General features: G+C 63.1%; 13 protein-coding genes. 12 read left to right on the forward strand and 1 reads right to left on the reverse strand.

Annotated elements, in window-relative coordinates:
* The first annotated feature begins 214 nt into the window (after positions 1 to 214).
* The 6 genes from IPM18_09245 to IPM18_09270 all read left to right on the forward strand — a co-directional run bounded on the left by IPM18_09245 (position 215) and on the right by IPM18_09270 (position 11,716).
* On the forward strand, positions 215 to 1,153 hold the full coding sequence (locus tag IPM18_09245) for a hypothetical protein (GenBank protein ID MBK9119768.1): 939 nt from the start codon (positions 215 to 217) through the stop codon (positions 1,151 to 1,153).
* Positions 1,150 to 1,653, forward strand: coding sequence for a hypothetical protein (locus IPM18_09250; protein ID MBK9119769.1), 504 nt, complete (start codon positions 1,150 to 1,152; stop codon positions 1,651 to 1,653). The genes IPM18_09245 and IPM18_09250 overlap by 4 nt, the downstream gene beginning before the upstream one ends.
* Complete coding sequence (locus IPM18_09255) at positions 1,650 to 4,586, forward strand: DUF1156 domain-containing protein (GenBank protein ID MBK9119770.1); 2,937 nt, start codon at positions 1,650 to 1,652, stop codon at positions 4,584 to 4,586. Before IPM18_09250 ends, IPM18_09255 begins: the two co-directional genes overlap by 4 nt.
* A gap of 16 nt (positions 4,587 to 4,602) precedes the next feature.
* Positions 4,603 to 7,968, forward strand: coding sequence for a DUF499 domain-containing protein (locus IPM18_09260; protein ID MBK9119771.1), 3,366 nt, complete (start codon positions 4,603 to 4,605; stop codon positions 7,966 to 7,968).
* 110 nt (positions 7,969 to 8,078) lie between these two features.
* Positions 8,079 to 10,121, forward strand: coding sequence for a hypothetical protein (locus tag IPM18_09265; protein MBK9119772.1), 2,043 nt, complete (start codon positions 8,079 to 8,081; stop codon positions 10,119 to 10,121).
* A gap of 842 nt (positions 10,122 to 10,963) precedes the next feature.
* On the forward strand, positions 10,964 to 11,716 hold the full coding sequence (locus IPM18_09270) for a restriction endonuclease (GenBank protein MBK9119773.1): 753 nt from the start codon (positions 10,964 to 10,966) through the stop codon (positions 11,714 to 11,716).
* A gap of 80 nt (positions 11,717 to 11,796) precedes the next feature.
* Here the strand turns inward: IPM18_09270 and IPM18_09275 are convergent, their stop codons facing one another.
* Positions 11,797 to 12,327: a hypothetical protein gene (locus IPM18_09275; protein MBK9119774.1), complete on the reverse strand. Its 531-nt coding sequence runs from the start codon at positions 12,325 to 12,327 to the stop codon at positions 11,797 to 11,799.
* A gap of 97 nt (positions 12,328 to 12,424) precedes the next feature.
* Here IPM18_09275 and IPM18_09280 point away from each other — a divergent pair, with 97 nt between their 5' ends.
* The 6 genes from IPM18_09280 (at position 12,425) to IPM18_09305 (ending at position 16,875) form a co-directional block, all read left to right on the forward strand.
* The gene (locus IPM18_09280) at positions 12,425 to 13,240 is read left to right on the forward strand and encodes a hypothetical protein (protein MBK9119775.1); all 816 of its coding nucleotides are present in this window, start codon (positions 12,425 to 12,427) and stop codon (positions 13,238 to 13,240) included.
* Positions 13,237 to 13,575, forward strand: coding sequence for a helix-turn-helix transcriptional regulator (locus tag IPM18_09285; protein ID MBK9119776.1), 339 nt, complete (start codon positions 13,237 to 13,239; stop codon positions 13,573 to 13,575). Before IPM18_09280 ends, IPM18_09285 begins: the two co-directional genes overlap by 4 nt.
* Positions 13,485 to 13,709: a hypothetical protein gene (locus IPM18_09290; GenBank protein MBK9119777.1), complete on the forward strand. Its 225-nt coding sequence runs from the start codon at positions 13,485 to 13,487 to the stop codon at positions 13,707 to 13,709. Before IPM18_09285 ends, IPM18_09290 begins: the two co-directional genes overlap by 91 nt.
* A gap of 502 nt (positions 13,710 to 14,211) precedes the next feature.
* The gene (locus IPM18_09295) at positions 14,212 to 14,643 is read left to right on the forward strand and encodes a hypothetical protein (protein MBK9119778.1); all 432 of its coding nucleotides are present in this window, start codon (positions 14,212 to 14,214) and stop codon (positions 14,641 to 14,643) included.
* Positions 14,636 to 16,390 (forward strand): RHS repeat-associated core domain-containing protein, encoded by a 1,755-nt coding sequence (locus IPM18_09300; GenBank protein MBK9119779.1) that lies wholly within the window; start codon positions 14,636 to 14,638, stop codon positions 16,388 to 16,390. The genes IPM18_09295 and IPM18_09300 overlap by 8 nt, the downstream gene beginning before the upstream one ends.
* Before the next feature lie 233 nt (positions 16,391 to 16,623).
* On the forward strand, positions 16,624 to 16,875 hold the full coding sequence (locus IPM18_09305; GenBank protein ID MBK9119780.1) for a hypothetical protein: 252 nt from the start codon (positions 16,624 to 16,626) through the stop codon (positions 16,873 to 16,875).
* Positions 16,876 to 17,491: the final 616 nt, after the last annotated feature.

A 17,491-nucleotide genomic window follows, 5' to 3' on the forward strand; every position in this document is an offset into this window, starting at 1 on the left:
ACGTCTGTCTTTCAGCCGTTTGCAGTCGCTCCGATTGCGTGAGGGAGTCGGGCCACGGTCCCCTGCCTGACGCATCTCACTCGCAATCCCGTCCAGCCGACCGGGGAGGTTCCGTGATGGCCGGGCATCTCGCCAAAACCCAATTCCGACCCAATCCTGACCCAAATCCAGCTCCGGTCGGCATGACCTTGCCGCCACCCCGGGAGGTCTCGTGATGGCCAGACGACGCCAACAGCCGGCACCAACCACGGTCGAGCGACGGGTCTTCTTCTATCGCGTCAACCTCGGGCAGGACAACGGGGGCCGACCCGTGCCCTTCGATGCCGCCGCCGCTCTTCAGCATATCGACGGCCTTCCCTACACACTCGCCGGCCGATACGTCGCCGGCCCGGACAGCACGTCGCTGTGCGCGTGGATCGACAATGGTCGGCAGCAGCCGACCATGCGATTGGGGACCATCCGTCGAGGTGGGTTTCCCCAAGTCGAGGACGCCGGGAACCTCACCGACCTGACTCTCGCGCCAAACTCCGGGTTGGCCGAAGTGACGCACCTTGCGTTCTTCCCGCAGAACATCCTTGGCGCCGTGTTCAATTTCTACGGCCCACGTCCGACACGACTGGGACCGTACCTCGCCGCACGGGTTCCCGGAATCCCGCCCGACATCTCTATCGAACCGCTCCTGCGGCAGGATGTTCTCGCCCAACTCAATCGGCTGGGCGGTCTGCGCCTCTTCGACCTGAAGGTCCGCCGGTCATACGCTGACACCATCGCGCACGCCGATGCGAGTCTCGGTGCAGCCTTTCAGGCCGCCGCCGAGGCCGGAGAAGCCGATCTCGTTCAGGTCATCCTACGAACCAATCGGCAACGGGCGTCACGTTTGCGCCAGACCCTCAGAACCGTCGCTCGTAACCTGCTCGGTCGCGCCGACCTCCGAGAGGAAGCGGAGCGATTCGTGGTCGCCGGCGTCGATACGCACACCGAGCGCGTTGTCGAAGTGGACCTCCTGAGCGACAAGCTCGTCTCCGTCAAGCGCATCGTGAGCCAGGGAGGGCGGTCGAAGGCGCTTGACGCACCCTCAGCCTATGACGCCATCGCCACGGCACATCAGGAGCTGCGCGACGAACTCCATCGCGCGGCGGGAGTAGCCGAATGAGGCGACTCGCAGCATCTTGGGGTCGTCACTTCCTTGGCTGTGAACTTGTCACAGTGCTTGTCCTCTTCGTGGCGTTCATCGCGTGGGCCGAGTATTTCGGCGGGTATTCCCACATCGCAGACATCCTGAAGGACCGCAAGGGCGCCATCTACGGCACGCTCGCCGCGATCTTTGGCTCGCTCCTTGGATTCGCGATCACAGCGGAATCCATCGTGCTCGGCTTGTCCGGCCACGAACGCCTGGACATCGTTCGAAGCAGCAGGCACTATCCGACCCTGTGGAGGGTGTTCACGGCTACGATTCGCGCGCTGGCCGTTGCCGCCGCAGCGGCGCTCGTGGCGTTGATCGCCGATCGGGATGGCACACCCGCGCCGTGGGCTTTGTACGCCTGCGTACTCGGTATTCTGCTGGTCATCGCACGACTCTCGCGATGCGTTTGGGTCCTTGAACAGGTCACGCATCTTGTCGCAACTGCGCCGTCGGAAGGACAGAGGAAGTGACCCACGCCTACCGCAAAAAACTGATCGAAGTCGCGCTGCCGCTCAAGGCCATCAACGAGGCCAGTGCGCGCGAGAAGTCGATCCGGCACGGGCATCCGAGCACGCTGCACCTGTGGTGGGCGCGCCGGCCACTCGCAGCGTGTCGGGCAGTCCTGTTCGCTTCGCTGGTCGATGATCCCGACAGCGACCCGGTCTATCGCCGCGCGGACGGCAGCGTGGACGAGGACCGGGCCGGTTTGAAACGTGCCGAACTGTTCAACCTGATCGAGGAGCTGGTGCAGTGGGAGAACTCGAACAACCCGCGCGTCATCAATGCGGCGCGCGCCGAGATCGCCCGCTGCGTCGCCTCCCGCAAGATCGAACGTGGTGAACTAGAAAAGGAGACGATCGTCTTCGGCGCGAGGAACGGCCAGAAACACGCGAAGGGCGCAGTGTCTGGCGAATGTATCACGGCGTGGGACGTACTCACGATGAAAGCCAAACCGGAAGTCGTCAACTCCTTCCTCGCCGAGTTCGCGCCCCCCGTACTGGACCCGTTCTGCGGCGGCGGATCGATTCCGTTGGAAGCGCAACGGCTCGGCCTTCGCGCTTACGCGTCCGACTTGAACCCCGTGCCGGTGCTGATTACCAAGGCGTTGATCGAGATCCCCCCCAAATTCGCGGGCCGATCGCCGGTTCATCCGCCGGAGGAGCACGAGCAGGCCCGGTCCAAGGGCTCGTGGAACGGAGCCGAGGGGTTGGCGGAGGACGTGCGCTACTACGCCAAGTGGATGCGCGACGAGGCCGAGAAACGGATCGGCTGGCTCTACCCGAAGACGCAAATCACGGCCGCGATGGCGAAAGGCCGCGCGGACCTCGCCAAGTATGTGGGCCGGGAATTGACCGTCATCACTTGGCTTTGGTCGCGCACGACGCCATGCACTAACCCCGCGTGCGGCCAGTCCGTCCCGCTTGTCAGCGATCCCGGACTCTGCAAGAGATCCCGCCGCTCGTACTCCCTCAAGTGGACGAGAGCGAATCGTGCCGGTGAAGTCGCCGAGTGGTCCGTGGTCGCAGAAAAGGCCGATCCGAAGTTCTCGACGATCGGACGGCGGGGTGCATCCTGCCCTTCGTGCGGCGCACCAATCGCGCTGGACGATATTCGGGACGCGGGCCAACGGGGGAAGCTCGGCCGCCAGTTGATGTCCGTCGTCGCCGCAGGAGATCGCGAGCGCGTCTACCTGCCCGGAGGAGCAGTCGATATCCCGCAGCCGCCGAGCACGAGTCCCGACCTGTTGAACTCGTCATTGCCGGAGAAGGCGCTGGGCTTCAGGGTGCAGAACTACGGCATCCGGCGCCACCGGGATCTTTTCACTGAGCGTCAGTTGGTGCTTCTCGACACGCTCTGCAAAGTCTCGCACGAAGTGTTCGACCGAGTGAAACGCGACGGCGCGGACGATGAATACGCTCGTGCGATTGCCGTCTACCTTGCCCTTGGGATCGGGCGCGTCGCCAACCGTCATTCGTCCCAGTCGTTCTACAACCCGAATCGTGAGACGGTCGAACAGGTATTCGCGCGCAACGCGCTGCCGATGATCTGGGTGTATGCGGAGGCGAATCCGTTCTCCGATTCATCCGGCAACGTGGACGGTCAGTTCGAGTATCTGTACAAGGCGCTTGCCGCCGTGCCGGCGGCGGCACCGGGAATCGTCGAACAGCGGGACGCGCGGGTGCCGTGGACCGGCAATGCCCCCGTCGTATCAACCGATCCACCGTACTACGACAACGTACCCTATGCGGACCTGTCAGACTTCTTCTACGTGTGGCATCGCCGCGCTCTTTCCGGCCTGTTTCCGCAGTTGTATTCGACGCTTCTCACCCCCAAGCAGATGGAACTCATCGCAGAACCAGCCCGACACGAGACCGCCGACCAGGCGAAGCAGTTCTTCGAGGATGGACTGCGTGCGGTGTTCACCGGCATAAACAAAAGCGCCGACCGCGACGTGCCCGTGACGGTCTACTACGCATTCAAGCAGGAGGAGGACGACGAGGAAGCTCGAACGTCAAGCGGGTGGGACACCATCCTTCAAGGCATCGTGGATTCGGGATGGACCGTGACCGGCACATGGCCGATGCGAACCGAACAGCCGGGTGGGCTGCGCGAGCACGGCCGGAACTCGCTCGCGTCATCGATCGTGCTGGTCTGTCGGCTGCGCTCAAGCGCGGCGGCCATGACGACGCGGCGAGAGTTTCTGACGACGCTCAGGGGCGAACTCCCCGATGCGCTGAAGGCGCTCCAACACGGGAACGTGGCGCCTGTTGACCTCGCCCAAGCCGTCATCGGACCGGGCATGGCGGTTTTCACACGCTATGCGAAGGTGATTGAGTCGGACGGCACGCCCATGCCCGTGCGAACGGCGCTCGGCATCATCAATCAAGTGCTCGACGAGGTTCTCGCCGAACAGGAAGGCGATTTTGACCCCGACACGCGCTGGGCGCTCGCCTGGTTCGAGCAGTTCGGCATGAACGAGGAATCCTTCGGGATCGCCGAGACTTTGAGTAAGGCAAAGAACACCGCCGTAAGCGGATTGGTGGAGGCGGGCGTTGTCACGGCCCGAGCCGGAAAGGTACGGCTCATCACTCGGACGGAGCTTCCCGACGAATGGAACCCATCGACCGACAGCCGCCTGACGGTATGGGAGACAACCCAACACCTGATCCGAACACTTGAAGCCAAGGGCGAGACCGAGGCCGCTCGCCTGTTGGCGAGCTTGGGCGGTATGGCCGAGACCGCACGAGAGTTGGCCTATCGCCTTCATTCAATTTCCAGCAGGAAAAAGTGGGCAGAAGAAGAGCGGGCCTACAACGGTCTAGTCATCGCGTGGCCGGAACTCACGAAGCTTGCCCTTTCGAGCCGTGTACGGCAACCTGAGTCGCAGCGTGAACTTTTCTGAGGATGGAACCTGACCTATGGCAGTGAGCAATCGAGAACGTGTCGGCAAGGGGCTGGACCTGCTCTCCGCGGGCCTGCGGCCGTTCGTCGAGCGCGAACTGAAATCCCATCTCGGCGACAACTGGCAGAACGCCTTGCCCGATCCGTCCAACCGCGGACCGCGCGGCAAGCCTCAGCCGATCAACCTGGACGATCCGGCCACGTTGCTCGGCGTCCTCTGGGACCAGTGGAATGCCGTGTTCCGCGACGTGCTCGGACCGGCCGAGCGCAGCATCGTCAGCGAGCTTCGCACCATTCGTAACCAGTGGGCGCACAACGAACAGTTCACCAGCAACGACGCCATCCGCGCGCTGGATTCGATGGAGCGCCTGTTGAACGCCGTATCCGCCGCCGACTCCGCCGGCGAAGTCGGCCAGATGCGCATGGACTTGATGCGCACGATGTTCGACGAGCAGCGCCGCTCCGAGATGCGGAAGAAGTCGGCTCAGCCCACCGAAGGCAAGCCACAGGGCGGGTTGAAACCGTGGCGCGAGGTCGTCACGCCGCACCCGGACGTGGCGAGCGGCCGGTATCAGCAGGCCGAGTTTGCGGCCGACCTGTGGCAGGTGTACCAAGGCGAAGGCTCCGATGAGTACAAACATCCGACGGAGTTCTTCCGCCGAACGTTCATCACCGAGGGGCTGCGCCGATTGTTGTCTCAGGCCGTGCTGCGATTGTCGGGCAAAGGCGGCGATCCGGTCGTCGAGCTTCAAACCAACTTCGGCGGCGGCAAGACGCACTCCATGCTGGCCCTGTACCACCTGTTCTCCGGCGCGTCGCCGGCCGACCTGCCCGGCGCCGAGGAGCTGGTCAAGGCCGTCGGCATCCCGCTGCCCAAGAGTGTTCGCCGAACCGTGTTCGTCGGCACGCAGATTTCACCAGGCAAGCCGCACAAGAAGCCCGACGGCACGACGATCCGCACCGTATGGGGCGAAATCGCGTGGCAGCTTGGCGGCAAGGACGGCTACAAGCTCGTCAAGGAGGATGACGAGCGGGCGACAAACCCAGGCGCGACGATGACGGAGTTGTTCAACAAGTACGGCCCGTGCCTGATCCTGATCGACGAATGGGTCGCCTACGCCCGGCAGCTTCACGGCACGGCCGACCTGCCGGCCGGCACGTTCGACACGCAGTTCACGTTCGCCCAGGCGCTCAGCGAAGCGGCCAAGGCCGCGAAGCACACGATGCTGGTCGTGAGCATCCCGGCGTCGGAAAGCCCGCACCAGCGGGCCGACCGCGGCGTGACCGACATCGAAGTCGGCGGCGAGCGCGGCCGCGAGGCGCTTGCCCGCCTCAAGAACGCCGTCGGCCGCGTCGAAGCATCGTGGCGGCCGGCCAGCCCGGACGAAGGCTTCGAGATCGTCCGGCGACGGCTGTTTCAGCCGCTATCCGGCGACCAGTTCGTCGCCCGCGACGCCGTGGCCCGCGCGTTTGTCGATTGGTACGGCACGCAGCAGCAGGAGTTTCCGACCGAGTGTCGCGAAGCCGACTACGAACGCCGCATCAAGATGGCCTATCCGATCCACCCGGAGATGTTCGACCGGCTCTACAACGACTGGTCCACGCTCGACAAGTTCCAGCGCACCCGCGGCGTGCTGCGCCTCATGGCGGCGGTGATCCATTCATTGTGGGAACGCCAGGACGGCAACCTGCTCATCATGCCCGGCAACGTGCCCGTCGATGACCAGATCGTGCAGTTTGAACTCACCCGCTACCTTGAAGACCAATGGGTTCCCGTGATCGAGAAGGACGTGGACGGAGCGAACTCGCTTCCGCTCGCCTTGGACCGCGACAACCCCAATCTCGGTCGCTACTCCGCGTCGCGTCGAGTCGCCCGAACCATCTACATGGGTTCCGCTCCCACGATGCGGGCATCGCACCGCGGGATCGACGAGCGCCAAGTGAAGCTCGGCTGCGCCCAACCAGGCGAGTCCGTCGCCACGTTCGGCGACGCGCTGCGGCGACTAACAGACAGTGCCACGTACCTCTACGTGGACGGCAAGCGCTACTGGTACTCGACGCAGCCGACCGTCACGCGGCTGGCCGACGACCGAGCCGGCCAACTCACCGACGACCAGCTCGGCGACGAAATCGTCAAGCGTCTACGGGAACAGGCCAGAACGCGCGCCGACTTCACCAAGGTTCACGCCTGCGCGCCGAGCAGCGACATTCCGGACGAGCGCGAGGCCCGGCTTGTGATTCTGGGGTCGGACTTCCCGCACACGAACAAGAACGGGATCAGTGCGGCGCGCAAGGAGGCCGCCGCGATCCTGGATGCCCGCGGCTCGTCGCCGCGCAACTACAAGAACACGCTCGTCTTTCTCGCACCCGACATCAACCGGCTCCGCGAACTGGAGCAATCTGTCCGACAATTCCTCTCGTGGTCCTCGATTTGGGATGAGCGCGTTCCCCTCAATCTGGATCAGTTTCAGAGCCGCCAGGCCGAGACGAAGCGCAAGAGCGCGAACGAGGCCGTCGATTTGCGGATCACCGAGGCGTATCAGTGGCTTCTCGTCCCGAGCCAGACCGACCCGAAGGGTGAGCCGTCATGGACGGAGTTGAAGCTCCAGGGACAGGAGAGTCTCGCCACCCGTGCAGCGAAGAAGCTCAAGAACGAGGAATCGCTGCTCGTGCAGATGGGGGCCGTGCGGCTGCGGACGGAACTAGACCGCGTGCCGCTTTGGACCGGCAACCACGTCGGGATCAAGCAGCTTGCCGAGTACATGGCCCGCTACCTCTATCTCCCGCGGCTTCGCGACGAGAACGTCCTCTTCGCCGCGATCCAGGATGGCGTCGCCAGCCTAATGTGGCAGAGCGAGACGTTCGCCTATGCCGAAGGATGGGACGAACAGCGCAAGCGGTATCAGGGACTTCGTGCCGCGACCACGATCCGCGTCATCGCGGACGACCGGGCCGTCCTGGTCAAGCCGGACATTGCCGCCGCGCAGCTGGCGGCCGAGCAGCGGGCGGCTGCCGCCGCCGGGACGACAGTAGCGGGGCCTGCTCCTGGCTCTCTCGTCCCCTCTGGCCCGCTCAACCCGGACGGTTCGGACTCGAATCCGGTCTCCACCGGCGGCACACCGGGCGCGGTAGCGCCCGCCGCACCCGCCCTCCGCCGCTTTCACGGCTCGGTAAAGGTGGACCCTCTTCGCCTTGGCCGAGACGCGGCCCGCATCGCCGAGGAAGTCGTTCAGCACCTGACCGGCGTCGTCGGGGCCGAGGTGGAGATCACGCTCGAAATCAGCGCAGGGCTCCCCGAGGGCGCATCAGACAAGGCGGTTCGTGACGTGACGGAGAACTGCCGGACGCTGCGGTTCACCGACTTCGGGTTCGAGGAGGAGTAGCGTGACCCATAAGTTTCAATCCACCAGACGATTACTCGTCAAGCACGGTAGCCGTACCCTGCCTGGATCGGGTTTCCGCATGATCAACCGAGGGTAGGACTATGCCGACGATGAACCTGCCTCTCGAGGTCGATCTACAGGGTCGCGTGACCAACATGCGCCTTGCGCCATCGAATGCCATGCGCGCGCTCTATGAGGCCATCGTCAACTCCATCCATGCCATCCTGGATGGCCCCGAACCCACCAAGGGGATCATCGCCATTCGCGTCCTTCGCGGTACAGGGCAGCGCACCTTGGATGGCATTCAGCAACCGGGTCCTGTACTTGGTTTTGAGGTTCATGACAACGGTATTGGCTTCGATGAAGCCAACTTCGCCTCTTTCCGTCGCTCCGACTCTATGACGAAGGCAAAGTACGGCGGCAAAGGCGTCGGGCGTTTGCTTTGGCTCAAGGTCTTCGAGAGCGTTCGCATCGTCAGCGTCTTCCAGGATGGCACCGCAAGGAAGAAGCGTGAGTTTTCGTTTTCAACTGAGGGGATTGTCAGTCCCGCTCTCTCGGATACAACCGACGCACGCGGTACGATCGTAACAATCAGAGGGCCCTTCGACAACTACAAGCCCGCATTGCAGCACGAGTCCGAAACCATCGGCATCGCCATCATCGAACACTGCCTTGAGTACTTCATCGCTGACAACAAGCCCCAGATTCGGCTCTCTGATGCAGATGCCGGCTATGAAGCCGACTTGGGCCGCCTGTTCCAAGATGAGCTGAAGTCGGAGATTCAGCGTCATGACTTTGCCATCAATGGAACCAGCTTCAAGATCACCCACCTGCTGGTGAGAGGACGTAAGAACTCAAGGCACGCTCTTCATTTCTGTGCGCACTCTCGACGAGTCAAGGACGAACCGCTCGGAGGGAAGATTCCCGGTCTCTCCGGCGGACTGCGACCGCCAGGAAGCACGGAGGATCTTGCTTACCAGGGATACGTGTCGGGACAAGTGCTCGATGGGCTTGTCGATGCTGAGCGGGGCAGTTTCGACTTCGATGGGCTCTTCGCGTACGATCCAACCAAGCCTCCCGATGGAACCGTCAGCTTTGCGGCTTTGCTTTCCGAAGCCACGAGCAAGGCCAAGGAGTTTCTCCAACCAACTCTCGAACCGATTCTGATAGCGAATGAGGCCCGAATTCGGAGCCAAATCGAGAACGCTTACCCGCAGTACCGCTATCTGCTCAAGCATCGCGCGGAGGAAGTCGTCGCGATCCCACCGGGTGTGGAGGGTCGCGACCTGGACCTTGCCCTCTACAAGATCGAGCAGAAACTCGATGGGGAGAGTCGTGAGGCCCTCAGCAAAGAACTGGCCGAAGCGCGAGATCCCGACGAGGCGCCGGACGATCGGCGTGCGAGGCTCGACAAACTGCTGGAGCAGCTCAACGACTCGGGCATGTCCAAACTCGCCCGCCACGTCGCATATCGCCGCGCGGTCATCGAGTTCTTGGAAGATCAGATTGGGTTGCAGAGCAGCGGCAAATACTCACTGGAGGAGGCGGTCCACGCAGCCGTATGTCCGACAAAGACGACCTCTGAAGACGTGTCGTCAGCGAAGATGAATCTCTGGCTCTTGGATGATCGGCTCTATTTCCACTACTACCTCGCATCGGACATGGCCTTCAAGGACATGAAGGAGACCGTCAAGCAAGAAAGCGAAGACCGCCCCGATTTGGCCATTTTCCATCGGCCAATGGCGTTCAGCGATTCGCTCGACCAGATCGGCGCCGTCGTGTTGGTGGAGTTCAAGAGACCCGTTCGCGATGACTTCAGGATGGACGACCCGGACAAGAACCCGGTGAGCCAGGTCTTGAAGTATGTGGCCACGCTGAGGTCGGGCGAAGGCCGTCGGTCCAAGGGTCAGGCCATCCACATTCGAGAGAACACACCGTTCTACGCCTACATTGTCGCCGATTTCACGAAGACGCTGCGCGAAATAGCAACGCGCGAGGATTTCACGCCGACACCGGACGGAGAAGGCTACTTCCGCTTCTTCCGCAACTACAACTGCTACGTGGAGATGATTTCGTTCCAGAAGATGATCCGGGATGCCAAGAAGCGCAACCAGGCGTTTTTCGACAAGCTCAACATTCCCATGCACGATTGAAGTCACACGCACTAGCCAGGCAGGTAGGGCCGGCGTTCTACTGGCCAGCGGTAATTCTCGGTTTCACGACCCGATTGACTAAGCCGCCTTGAACCGCAGCCAGAAAACCGCCCGGATGGAGGCCAGGATCAGGCCTCGCTCCCCCTCAGGCGGGTTGCGGGGACGGGCATAGCGTGCCCCCGCTACTTAAAACGTCGTATCGAAAAGATGCGACCGACCGGTTAACGCACCACGCCCAGGCAGAGACGCCTGGGCGTGGTCGTTTCTATCGCGAGTGTCCGCAAGGGTTTAGCGATCACGGCAGACGGCCGTTGGTCTCTTCCGGCGCAGCACGCGCGCTCACGGACGGGCCCTCTCCCGCAACCGGCGGGCCTCCGCGGGCGAAAGTCTCTGAGTCTCTCGCCCGTGCCGACCCCGGGGTTAACGCGCTTCATAACCCACCGGACGTGAGACGCGTCGCGCGCGACATAACCCGGCGCTGCCATCGAACAAAACTGCCTCGGGTTATGTCTCGAACCGTTAACCCGGCGCGGGGCATCGAAAAACCAGTCTCGGGTTATGTGGTGCGTGAGCGCGGCCGGTCGAGGCCGGTGTCCGCATCACCGCTCGCCGCCGTCGCGAGTTTCTGGAGCGCTGCCTCAATGCGATCGGCCTGGGCCTTCAAGTCGATAGTTGCTGAGCGATTGCCGTGAGGTGCAGAGGGCGCTGCCGAGAGGGAACGGGGCGGCGACGCGGGTGAATTCGGGGGTGTAGGGCTGCCGCTCGGCATGCTGTACAATCAGAAATTCGCATGGGCGATTCAGCTTTCGCCTTGCCCGCATTCTTGATGCAGTGGTGTACAGATGCCCCAGAAGGAACGACGCGAGCTCGGTCCGAACGAAGTTTGGGTGGGCGACTCTGAGTGGTATCTGGACCTTAAGGATTACACGCTCATCCACGACGGCGAGAGAATTGGGACGGCCTACTCGGTCTCTCCAACGGTGCTACTGAGTACGGCGCTCGTACGGCGCGGCGCGAGTACGCCGGAAGGGGACGAAATCCAGGGGCCTACGGCGACGTGGTTCGAGATCAGCCGGCAGCTCAAACGCGATCCAGAGTTTCGTTTCGAGTTCACCTCCGACCCAACGAAGTTCGAGGAGTTCTTGGCGGGGGCGTATAAGCTGCAAGGGTGGGACGCAGTAACTCTCACGCCGCGGAGCGGCGACAAAGGCCGGGACGTGATTGCGGTCACGTCAAAGATGAGCGCAATGCGAGTTCTGGATCAGGCAAAGGCGTACAGTCCCAGACTCTTGGTTTCGGCAAATGATGTTCGTGCCGTCTTCGGCGTTCTGCGCCTCGATCCCGGCGCAACCAAGGGCATCATTACCACGACGAGTGATTTTGCCCCGGGCATCGCCGATGAGTTTCAGAAGTTGATTCCGTACCAGCTAGAGACGAAGAACGGCGAGCAGTTTCTGGCATGGATTCGGCAAGTCCTATCCTCCGAGGCAGTCGACGTTCAGCGACCGGAGCCGAAATGGATCAAACCGCCGCCTGGTGTTATTCAGCCATGGGTCGTCCCGCCCAGCCGCAGGCAGAAGCGTGATGAGGGATAGGCCGCTCGCCACCGCCTACTCCAGGAAGCGCGGCGACCGATGTTGTGGTTCGTGGATCTGCCGGCCGAATCCCGACGGGATCATCGTCCTCGAAAGCTTGTCCTGGCAAAGGCGACCAGTGGGTTGAGTGGTTCAAAACAGCAGAACCCGGGAATGATGGCGCCTTCAGACGCGTCGCCATGCAGGGAGGACACGATACCGGCGACACGAATACCGTCGCTGGCGTGAGCCTCCCACACCGGACCACCGCTGACGCCGGGAGCTGCGTGACCGTCGACGATGTAATATGCATGTCCTGCCCGATCGGTGCGACGCCCAAACGCCGAGACTGTCCCCTGGAACAGGCACAACTGGCTGTGCCCGAGAAAGCTCTCGACCTGCCCCGCGAATCCCGCCCACGCCACCCAACTTCCCGCTGTGAGTCGGCGATCATCCTCCAAAACCGGCAGTGGGTCTTCGTTTTCGGCGAAGATCGGTTTTCCGTTGTCATCGGCGGCAGGCAGATGAACGAACCCAACCTGTGGAAGATCGAGAACTACCGCGATTTCCTCGAGGCCCGACGTGAGCTGCTGGCGGCCGAGGCGAACCGGCGGTTGGCCGAGCTGTTGCACGGCGACATGCGCTGGCTGGAGGGAGCCGCGAAACCGGCGGTCCCGGCGGAGCCCGCAGTTGCGATTGCTGGCGGCATCACGAGCGAGGCGGAGGAGGATGACCTCACCGCGCTCAACGACTGGGTTGGCTGCAATCCGAGGGCTGCTGCGACTGCACGACGAAGCAGATCAAGCTCTCCGGGGAGAAATCACAGAAATTGAAGCGTACGCAGCGCGCACATCCGGGCTGCGAAACGAAGCCGCGGTTGCGCAGTGGACCGACCGGCTGCATCACTCGGTCTATCAGGACGCGGCACAGAGCATGGCGGCCGTTGGCATGTTGGCGCCACTTATCGAGTCGATCTTCTCTCAGGCGTTTCAGGGCATCCGGACGCGACTGGCCCCAATTTCCAGCCCGCCGAGCAATCACGCCCGCTGGCAACAGCCGGCGGAGGACCAATGGGACTGCCACTTCGTGTGGAAGAGCGGTAGGCGCAGCACGAACCTGGTCGAGGGGATTTCCCAACTCGCAGAGGCCGTCTCGTTGGCGCGGCACTTGCCAGGAGATCTACGCGCAACGCTCGATGCGCTGTTCACCTACCGCAACAAGATGTTTCACTGCGGTTTCGAATGGCCCGTGCCCGAGCGCATCGCTTTTCAGAAACGAATTGACAAGTCGGCTTGGCCGAAGACGTGGTTCGCCGCTGCGACGAAGGGCGGCGAGCCGTGGGTGTTCTACCTCACGAGGCAATTCATTGACTACTGCCTGGAGACGGTTGATCGGGTAATCACGGGCACACGGAGGACGACGTCGGTGCGCGGGCGGACGAGGTGTTTCAGCATGTGTATCGAGCGTACCCGACACTGCCGTCGCCGCTGTACCAAGCGGCCTGCGCGTAAGAACTGCAATCGCGCGGTGGCGAGGCGGAAATGACGGATCAACCGAGAGCATTTGGCCAAGTACTCCGTGAGCGACGGATCGCGAAGGGGTACAGCCTGCGCAAGTTTGCAGAGATGGTCGGGGTGAGCCCGACGTATTTGTCGCAGGTGGAACAGGACAAGGTCGAGAAACCGCCGACGGCTGAGCGGGTGCGACGCATGGCGGAGCTGCTGGGTGAGAGCGTTGATGAATTAAGCGCGCTGGCGGATCGGGTGCCCGAGGATCTGCCAGGAAGTTGGTGTACGCGGCGTGGGAGAAGTGGCGCGGGAATCCGAACACTGTCGCCGTCGCTGAGATTCGGCCCGGCCGCGCCGGCGCCGCGGAACTGACCGACGAAGATGTCATGGCGGATTTCTGCCGACCGCTGGCGGACACGTTCCAGGTATCCCCGGAGGCGATGCGCATTCGGTTGAACGAACTGGAGCTACTCGTGAAGACGAAGACCGGCACGCTGTTCGGATAGCAGCGTGTTTTTTTACGCTGAGTGTTTGCTGTTTACGGTACGTGGACACGCTAGGAGACTGATGGAATGGCGAAGAATTTTGACCCGCGGAAGGTGCTCCGGCAAATTGCCAACCCCCTGCTCAAGGAGTTTTTCGACCGGCGCGGCGAACTCCGCAACATGGCGTGGGAGGAACTGACAGAGACGAGGATCGAGCCGGTTTTTGAGGCGTGGCAGCAGTTGCCGGAGCGGCCGCGGAAGGAGGTGCAGGTCACCCTGCAGGACGTCGTCGAGCTCGCCGACGAGCGCGGGCTCAGCGTGCTCGCCGAGGAGGTCAAGCTGCGCTGCCCAGGGCGGGAGGCGGAGTTCAACGGCTGGGACGGCCGTGCCGATCGGGCCATGTGGGTCTATCTGAATGTGCCCGAAGCCTTCGAGGAGGCGGCGCTGTTCGCGCGCGCCGATGCCCTCGCAGCCGGCCGCTACTGGATCAAGCGGAACGGGCTACCCCGGCAGCAGCTCACAGTTGGGCGTCGACGCCGGCGACACGGACCCGCTAAAGCCCGCCTACCAGCTCGATCACCTGCTCGACGAGAACTTCCCCCTGCGGACCGACCCGGCCGATCGCGTGGCCGACGTGCGCATCACACGGCTGCGGCTGGAGCCGAAGGCGGCGCCGCTCAGCTACATCGAACTGAAGGCTGACCCGAAGGGGCACCCGAGCGAGATCTTCCAGATGCTCGCGCACTACTGCAAGACGCAGAACGTGTCCCCCGGCCGCGTGCGCGTTCGCCAGGCCAGTTTCCGGCTGACCTTCATGCACGATGGCGTCGGCCGGCCGAAAACGCTCAGTTTCAACGTGAGCAGCCCGGATTCCTGCGACCTGAAGAGCAAGACGGATGACATGCGCACCGTCGGCGAGCGCTGCCTCAAACTGTGGAGGATCACCGGTGACTGATACGCTCGAAATCGTCTGGGAGTTCTTCGACGGCCCCAATCTGCTCCTGACCCACGCAGAGGTGCTGCGCTGGCCGCCGGCCACGGTCGCAGAACTGACCCGGCTTAGATTTCTGCGCGAGGCGGCCAGCGCTGACCACGCCGTATGCCCCAACTGTCCGGACCGGCATGTGGAGGAAGTCCTGTGCCGCGCCGGGCCGGATGGGGTCACCCGCTACTACATCCCATGCCTGGAGAACCTACGCGTCGAGATCGCAGCCGATGATCTCCGGCGGTGGATGATCGATGTGGACGCCATCGCGCGCGGCCTGGCCAACGCAGTCGCCCCGGGCGGGCGCTGCACGCAGCGCGTCGCGTCCCGTCTGTGGCGACTCGGTGCCGTGCCGTGGCAGGGCGTGCATCGGGAGGTGTTGTTGGCCCGAGGGCTCGGTTGGCCCGACCGCGCCGACATCATCCGGCGGATCGGCGGGAACGGACGCGCGATCGTGTTCGTGGCCGGCCCGGCTCCACCCGCTCACATCTGGCCGGAACTCCCGCCGACCGTCGTGTCGCTCTCCAGCGTCGTCCAGCTCCAGGCCGGCGACATCACCATCACGTTCGCGGACGTCTGCACGCTGGTGCAGGACAATGAGCGCGGCGAGCTGGCCGGGTCGGACTACGAGCACAACGGGTCGGCGTGGGGCGGGTCGCCGGTCGCGCGTACGCGGTACGTGTGGGACGGCTGGCTGCTGATCGCCGAGCTCGACGGGCTGGCGAGCAATACCCCCCTGCGGACGTTCTGGTGGGGGCTGGACCTTGCCGGCCAGCGCGGCGGCCGGCCGGGGGATGCGGCCGGCGGCATCGGCGGGCTGCTGGCGGTGTGGGATCGGACGGCGACGGAGGCATACGAGGAGAGCGAGGCGGAGCCCGAGGAAGTCGGCCGCCAGTGGGTCTTCGCGTACGATGCCCTCGGCAACGTCGGCCAGCTCGTGGACCTGTTCCCGGACCGGTGGCAGCCGGTGAACATCCTGGCGGCGCGGTACGAGTACGATCCGTACGGGAACGTGACTGCCGCGGGCGGAAGCTACGCCGATCGCAACCGCTTCCGGTTCAGCACCAAGCAGTTCGAGGCCGAAAGCGGCCTGGGCTACTGGGGCGAGCGGTTCTACCACCCCCAGTACGGGCGCTGGGTGAATCGGGATCCGATTGGGGAGGCAGGCGGCTGGAATCTACATGCGTACGTTCGTAATGAAGTGGCCACACGCACGGATGCTGTTGGTCATGTGTTCTTTGTAGGCGCCTCAATGTATGACGAGCAGTGCTGTTATCCTGAATATACCGAACTCGATATGGAATTTGTCTTCCGCGCGAGACCTTCTTATGACAACGTTCGCGTGCCCCTTCCGTGTAAATGCTGGTATGATCCGCCAGAGGAGGAACATTGGACGGGCACGCAAGAGTGCGACAAGATTCGCACCACCATCCGGGTATACAGGGGGAAGTGGTACCTCGTGACATACCGTCAGACATCGAGCGCACTTTGTCTTGCGGTAGCCTGTCCAGCGCCACACACGACGCGGGGGCCTGCAAGGCTCCTCTTCATTACGGAACAATTGACTCAAGCGTCGACAAATTGCTCTCCATGTGAGGACTCGAAGGGCCGCGACTGCACATCTCCGCCATTGACCGACTGGCAGCCCGAACCGTATCCGCGGCCAGTGGGCGTTGTTACGTACAGGAGGCTATCTCAAAACCGGGACACCTGTTGACTTTGTACAATGATGCATGTTGACACTCACGAATGAGCAATTGGATTGGCTGGCGGACAGGATTCCGGATCGGCCGAAGAGTCCGAAGGGCGGACGGCCCGTCGCGGACAAGCGGCGGACGCTGCGGCATCTTCTGGATGCTGGACAACGCGCGAAGTGGAAGGACCTGCCGCGAGTTCGGGCGCGCGGGCCACGGTGCACCGTTGGTTCCAGCGCTGGACGCGAAGGGCTCTTTGAGCAGGCCATGCGGGCCGCCGGACGCCTGGTCGAACGGGCGCGGCGCGTACCGCGTGTACGAATGCTTCATCGACGGCACCTTCGCCAAGGCCCGGGGCGGCGGTGATGGGATCGGGCGCGGCCACCTCGGAAAAGGCGTGAAAATCATGGTTCTGGTCGATGCTCGCGGGTTGCCGGTGGCGATCGATACCGCGCCGGCGGACGCCCACGAGAGCCGCTGCGTGCAGCGCTGTTCGACTTCGTGCTGACGCGCGAGACGCCGCCGCGCGTGATCGGCGACAAGGCGTACGACAGCGACAAGCTCGACGAAGAGCTCGCACAGCGCGGCATGGAAATGATCGCGCCGCATCGCGGCAACCGCAAGCCGGAGAATGTGACACAGGACCGCCGGCCGCTGCAGCGCGCAAGCGGCGCTGGACGGTGGAGCGGACGATCTCCTGGATCCAGAACTACCGTCGGCTCTGCATCCGTTGGGAGAAGTCGAGCTGCCTGTTCAGCGGCTTCTTGCATATGACCTGTACGCTTCTCTTGCTTTCAGAGGTTTTGAGATAGCCTCATGGCACTTGCACGGCAAAGCTGGTCAGAGCTGGACCAATCGAATCACCAAAGGAGATCAAGCAGCATAATCTCTTCGTCGAGTGGGAAGTCTGCTTCTCGTATATCAAGGCGTGTGAATGTCATTAGTCACCACATCTTGTGGCGTTGCCATTCGTTGGCGCGGTCTAACCTTGCTGTTTGTTGCAGCTGCCTTACCAGCGCTGGTCGATGCGGGCCTTGTGGTCACGATGACAGAAGGCCGCTTATGGGCTGCCGGACGCGTGGGCACAACGATGTTTGCGTTGTGTCTGTGGTCACAGTTCATTG

Source organism: Phycisphaerales bacterium, assembly GCA_016716475.1.
In the GTDB taxonomy this organism is placed as follows: domain Bacteria; phylum Planctomycetota; class Phycisphaerae; order UBA1845; family Fen-1342; genus JADJWG01.